The organism is Vitiosangium sp. GDMCC 1.1324 (assembly GCF_003044305.1).
GTDB lineage: Bacteria > Myxococcota > Myxococcia > Myxococcales > Myxococcaceae > Archangium.
This window is the reverse complement of the sequence record NZ_PZOX01000064.1, coordinates 1-4,859: the sequence shown is the minus strand read 5'-3', so window position 1 is coordinate 4,859 and position 4,859 is coordinate 1. Positions and strand designations below refer to the sequence as shown.

The following is a 4,859-nucleotide window of genomic DNA, read 5'->3' as shown; positions in this document are numbered from 1 at the left end:
CAGCCGAACACGTCCAAGTCCAACGTCCTCCTGAGCAACTCGGCCCACTCTACTCTCGGTGTCCTCTCCTTCATCCGCTCCTTCCTGGCCGCTGCCTCACGCCCCGCTCGCACCTCCTCCTCTCCTGCTTGAGGGAGCGCGGCGGGGTGCGAGCTGAAGAGTGGAGGCGGCGGGAATCCAACCCGCCGCTGGAGGCGTCCGGCCAGAGAGTTCCAGCACGGTCGAGAGCGGTTTTCGTAGGAGCTCCGGCTGGTTACGCCGCCCCCTGCCCTGCGCCGAGCTGTGTTGAGCGCGCTCTAGCGCGGGTCTGCTGTAGCAATGGCCCTGGAGGCCCTGGAAGGGGGCAATCCGGCGCGGGCTGCGACCCTCCTCCGCATCCTGCTCTCGTAGGCCCCGAACCCCACAAGCAGGCAGGGGCTCCACGGAGACCCGTGGGAGACTGACGTTAGCGTGTGCCCTGGCGAGGTGTGGCTGGGGAGGGGATAGGTGGAGGAGCGCGGGTGGGCGTACCGGCGGAGGCTGCCCACAGGCCCAACCCCCCCAGTCGTCTCCCCCCTGGGAGGGCGGCCTGGGCAGGCGCGTACCCCAAGGGGGCTGCGCGGCTTCTCCACCCGCCGGGCGCACAACTTGGGCGGCCCCCGTCAGCGGCCATCCTCTGCCCCTCCGCTCCAGCCCCTCCCCCTCTCAACTGCTCCCCAATCTTTCTGATGCGCCACTCTCTTCAGCTTCATATGTCATCCTCGTATGCCTGATTTGGCGAAAAGTCGCACGGCCGGTCGCTGCCGGGAGTGCAATTCTTGCATTCCTCCTTCGATCGCTCGCCCGAGCCCGCGTATCTCACCGCTCGTCGAGCAACCAGTGAACGATTCCTATCATCAGTGGGGTGCGGAATTCACGATTTGCGACTCAAGGGATCAGCCGGGTCCCTCCCCTGCCTCGGTATGACGCATGCTATCCACCGTGGAAACGGTGAGGAGTCGATGTCCGACTTGAGGCGATCTGATGAAAGACGAGCTCCGCGTGAGGCACACAACCCGATTTCGGCGCATCTGTCGCTGGACGGGGCCGTGCATCCTCTCCTTTCTCTTCCTGACGTGCGCCCATCCACCCGGACGAGCAACCCAACACACGGATGCACACGCCGCGTACGTGCCGGAGCCCGCGGCGCCGGAATCGTTTCGCTCGCTCATGGATGATGCGATGGTTCGAATGCACAAGGGGATGAACATCCCCTACACGGGTGACCCTGATCGCGATTTCGCGGCGATGATGATCCCTCATCATCAGGGTGCTATCGATATGGCGGTCATCCAGCTCCGTTACGGCAAAGACGAGCGTCTGCGCCGGCTCGCACAAGAGATCATCATCGAGCAGCGGGAAGAGATCGCCGTGATGCAGCGGATCCTCCAAGAACTGCCGTCTCCCCCCGGCGTTCCGCCGAGCGTCTCAACGCACTCCCACGAAGAGCACTGACATGTCACATCGTCATGCGATACTGGCACTGTTTTTCATCACCCTGCCCTGCCTGGCGGGACAGGCTCCACGCGCCGCGAGCGCCCCGGACCTCCCGATCAGCGCCCGCGACCGGTTCTATACTTCCGACCAGTTCTCCAACACGGTTTCCGTCATCGAGCCCACGAGCAAGCGGCTGCTCGGGGTGATCCGACTCGGAGACCCCACGCCCGGCAACCTAAGCCCGCTCTATCGCGGCCAACTCCTGGTGCACGGCATGGGGTTCTCGCCCGACAATCATACGCTGGCCGTCGTCTCGATCGGCTCGAACTCCGTGAGCTTCATCGACACCGAAACCAATGCGGTGAAGCACGTCACCTACGTGGGTCGCTCACCGCACGAGGCGTTCTTCACTCCAAACGGCAAGGAAGTGTGGGTCTCCGTGCGCGGCGAAAACTACGTCGCGGTGCTCGATGGCAAGACCTATCTCGAGAAGTCGCGAATCACCGTCCCGAATGGACCGGGCATGACGATCTTCTCGCCCGATGGGAAATATGGGTACGTCTGCTCGAGCTTCAGCCCCGAGACGGTGGTGATCAACGCGGCCAGCAAGCGCATCGTCGGCCGTGTGAAGCAGGAAAGTCCGTTTTGTCCAAACATCGCCGCGACTCCAGATGGCAAACAAGTCTGGCTGACGCTGAAGGACTCAGGGAAGGTGATGGTTTTCAACGCGAACCCGCCGTTCGAGGTGTTGAAGGTGTTGGAGACGGGGCCCATCACCAACCATGTGAACATGGTGCGCAACAGCAATGGCCAGTTCGCGTACGTGACGGTCGGTGGCCTGGATCAGGTGAAGGCCTTTCGCACCGACACCTTCGAGCAGGTGGCAACGATTGAAGTGGGAGCATTGCCGCACGGCTTGTGGCCCTCGGGCGATGGGACCGAGTTGTACGTCGGGCTCGAGAATGGCGATGCCGTGACCGCCATCGACACGCTGACGAACAAGGTGCTCGCAACGATTCCCATCGGACAGGGAGCACAAGGGGTTGCTTACCTGGCGAACGCGGTCCCGAAGGGCGACGGGACCCAGAACCTGCAACCCCTCGGCGATGCAGTCGGCAGCGTTCAGCTCTCCTTGCTGGGAGCCGACGGCAAGCCGGCGACGCATGTCACGCTGTTCAACCAGGGATTGGTGCAGTTCCTCCAGGCCGCCGTGACGGGGCTCACGCCGAACCGGCCGTACGTGCTTGCCATGTCCAGCGATCCCAAGGGCGGCGCTCCACTCGAACCGCTCGCTGCCTTCACGACCAACCTCGCGGGGGCCGCCATCGTCAATGCTGTCGGACCGATCCGTCAGATCCTCCAGGGAAGCGGCAAGGAACCGGGCCGGATTCTGGTGATCATCTCAGGCACTCCGGAACAGCCTGGCGAGCGGGTCCAGATCCAATCCCAGACGCCGTGACAGCCTCCAACGCAAGAGCCTGCCCCAGCTCGCCCAAGACCTGCACCCGCCTGGTGAAGGTGCAAGTTCCGAGCGTCAGTGCGACGGGTGATGCTCGTACTGCACCCGCTCCGCCATGCGTCCTTGAACGGCGTTCGCAGCCGTACGGATCACGTCGACCACGAGCCTGGGGTTGGAGAGCATCGGGACGTGGCTGCTGTCGGCCTCATAGGTGGTGGCGCCCATTCGCTTCGCAACGAAGCGCTCCAGCGCGGGGTGGACGGTGCGGTCGTTCTTGGCCACGATGTACCAGCTCGGCTTCGACCTCCAAGCGGTGCCTGCCATCTTCTGGTTGAACAGGTCCGCGGCCGGCACGCCCTGGGTCGCCCAGACGAGCTTCTGCTCCTGCTCGGGCAAGTCTCCCGCGAAGCACTCGATGCCCTCCGGGAGCAGCCAGACGCGCCCGTCCACGACCTCGATGTGGGAGAAGACGTCCGTGGTGGGGAACTGGTTCTGCAGGCTCTGCGACGTCTCGTCGTCGTCCGGGGCGAGTGCGGCGATGTAGACCAGCCCGGCGACGCGGTCGTCGGTTCCCGCGGCTGTGATGACGGTGCCGCCGTACGAGTGGCCGACGAGGATGGCCGGGCTGCTGACTCGCCCCAGCGCGCGGATGACTGCGGCGACGTCGCCTTCGAGTGTGTCGAGGCTGTTCTGGGTGGACACCACCTCGTACCCCTCCGCCTGAAGCGCGGAGATGACCTTGCTAAAGCACGAGCCGTCGGCCCATAGGCCGTGGGCGAACACGATACTCGGTCTGGTCTGCGGGGACATGGTCCGCTCCTTTCTCCGGTGAACGCTGTGGCCGAGGGGTTGGGTAGTCAACCCTGTTGCGACTGGGCATGCGGTGGTGCGCCACGGCGTCTGGCCAAGAAGCGCCCAGGCAATCCGCGGTAACCGAGCCCGACGGGTTCGAATCCCATCGGGGACACTCCCATATGACGTCCGCCCATCCCCCCAGGGTGAGGCGAGGGGCCCTGCGCCGTTGATCTGGAGCCCTCAGGATGAACGCAGACACGCTCCCCGCACGGAAGAGCGCAGGAGGCCAAGCGCCCGCCTCGATGCGGCCACGCCACGCCTTGACCCTCACTGACCACACCACCACGTTCCCGGTATGAACCCCGTGGCGGTCTCGATTCCGAAACATGATGACGCGTGGGAAGTTGGAAAATACGGCCCCATCTGGCCGAGGACACCGGCGTGCTACGGATTCACCATCATCGCGAAGGTCAAACCGGGGACGGCGGAGACCATCCGTGCCTATGGGCAGAAGCTCGCGAAGGCGCTGGAGGGTGACCCCGAGCTGCTCGCGCCCCTCAAGCTCCACTATCTGCGCTGGGTGCTCTTCGACAACGACACGCGGTTCATGTACCAGGGCATCTTCGACACCGACTTCGACAAGTACACCGAGGACGCGGTCGAGCTCTTCAAAAAGGCCGGCGTCGACACGGTCTTCGAGAACCTCGAGGGCTTCCCCATGGACTGGAAGACGAACCCCGAGGCGTTCATCAAGTTCGTCCGGGCGCACCAGTGTCCGAGCTTCGCGGAGAGCATCAGTGGCTTCACCGACGAGGTACGCGGCATCCAGCCCACCGTCTACGCCCCTCGCCAGACGTATAGGCGGGAGAGAGGCCCTGTTGAGGGTGAGGGCTGGAGCGGAGGGGCCGAGGAGGGCCGCTGACGGGGCCTCCCGAGCGATGCTCCCGTCCGGTGGACAGACCGCTTGAACCCCCTTGGGGTACACGCCTGCTCAGGCCTCGCTCCCATCAGGTGCCTGGCAGGGGCCGCCGGCCTGGTGGCTGTCTTGCTCCTCAACACCACGCGGCCTTATGTGGCCCTCGTGCCGGGGCCAACCTCGCTCAGGCCGTGGGCAAGCCCTGGTGCTCCACAATCGCCCTCACCCCGGGGG

4 protein-coding genes are annotated in these 4,859 nt (G+C 64.8%); 3 read left to right on the top strand and 1 reads right to left on the bottom strand.

Annotation, left to right across the window (positions count from 1 at the left end; all coding sequences use genetic code 11):
* Positions 1-1,002: 1,002 nt before the first annotated feature.
* Entirely contained in the window at positions 1,003-1,473 is a 471-nt protein-coding gene (locus tag DAT35_RS57820; RefSeq protein WP_108077979.1) for a DUF305 domain-containing protein, read from the top strand.
* A gap of 1 nt (position 1,474) precedes the next feature.
* Entirely contained in the window at positions 1,475-2,914 is a 1,440-nt protein-coding gene (locus tag DAT35_RS57815) for a YncE family protein (RefSeq protein ID WP_108077978.1), read from the top strand.
* Positions 2,915-2,989: 75 nt separating this feature from the next.
* Here the strand turns inward: DAT35_RS57815 and DAT35_RS57810 are convergent, their stop codons facing one another.
* A complete protein-coding gene (locus DAT35_RS57810; protein ID WP_108077977.1) occupies positions 2,990-3,724 on the bottom strand; it encodes an alpha/beta fold hydrolase in 735 nt (244 codons plus the stop codon).
* Between the two features lie 340 nt (positions 3,725-4,064).
* Between DAT35_RS57810 and DAT35_RS57805 the strand changes: the two genes are divergently transcribed.
* On the top strand, positions 4,065-4,631 hold the full coding sequence (locus DAT35_RS57805) for a hypothetical protein (RefSeq protein ID WP_233262331.1): 567 nt from the start codon (positions 4,065-4,067) through the stop codon (positions 4,629-4,631).
* The last annotated feature ends 228 nt before the right edge of the window (positions 4,632-4,859 follow it).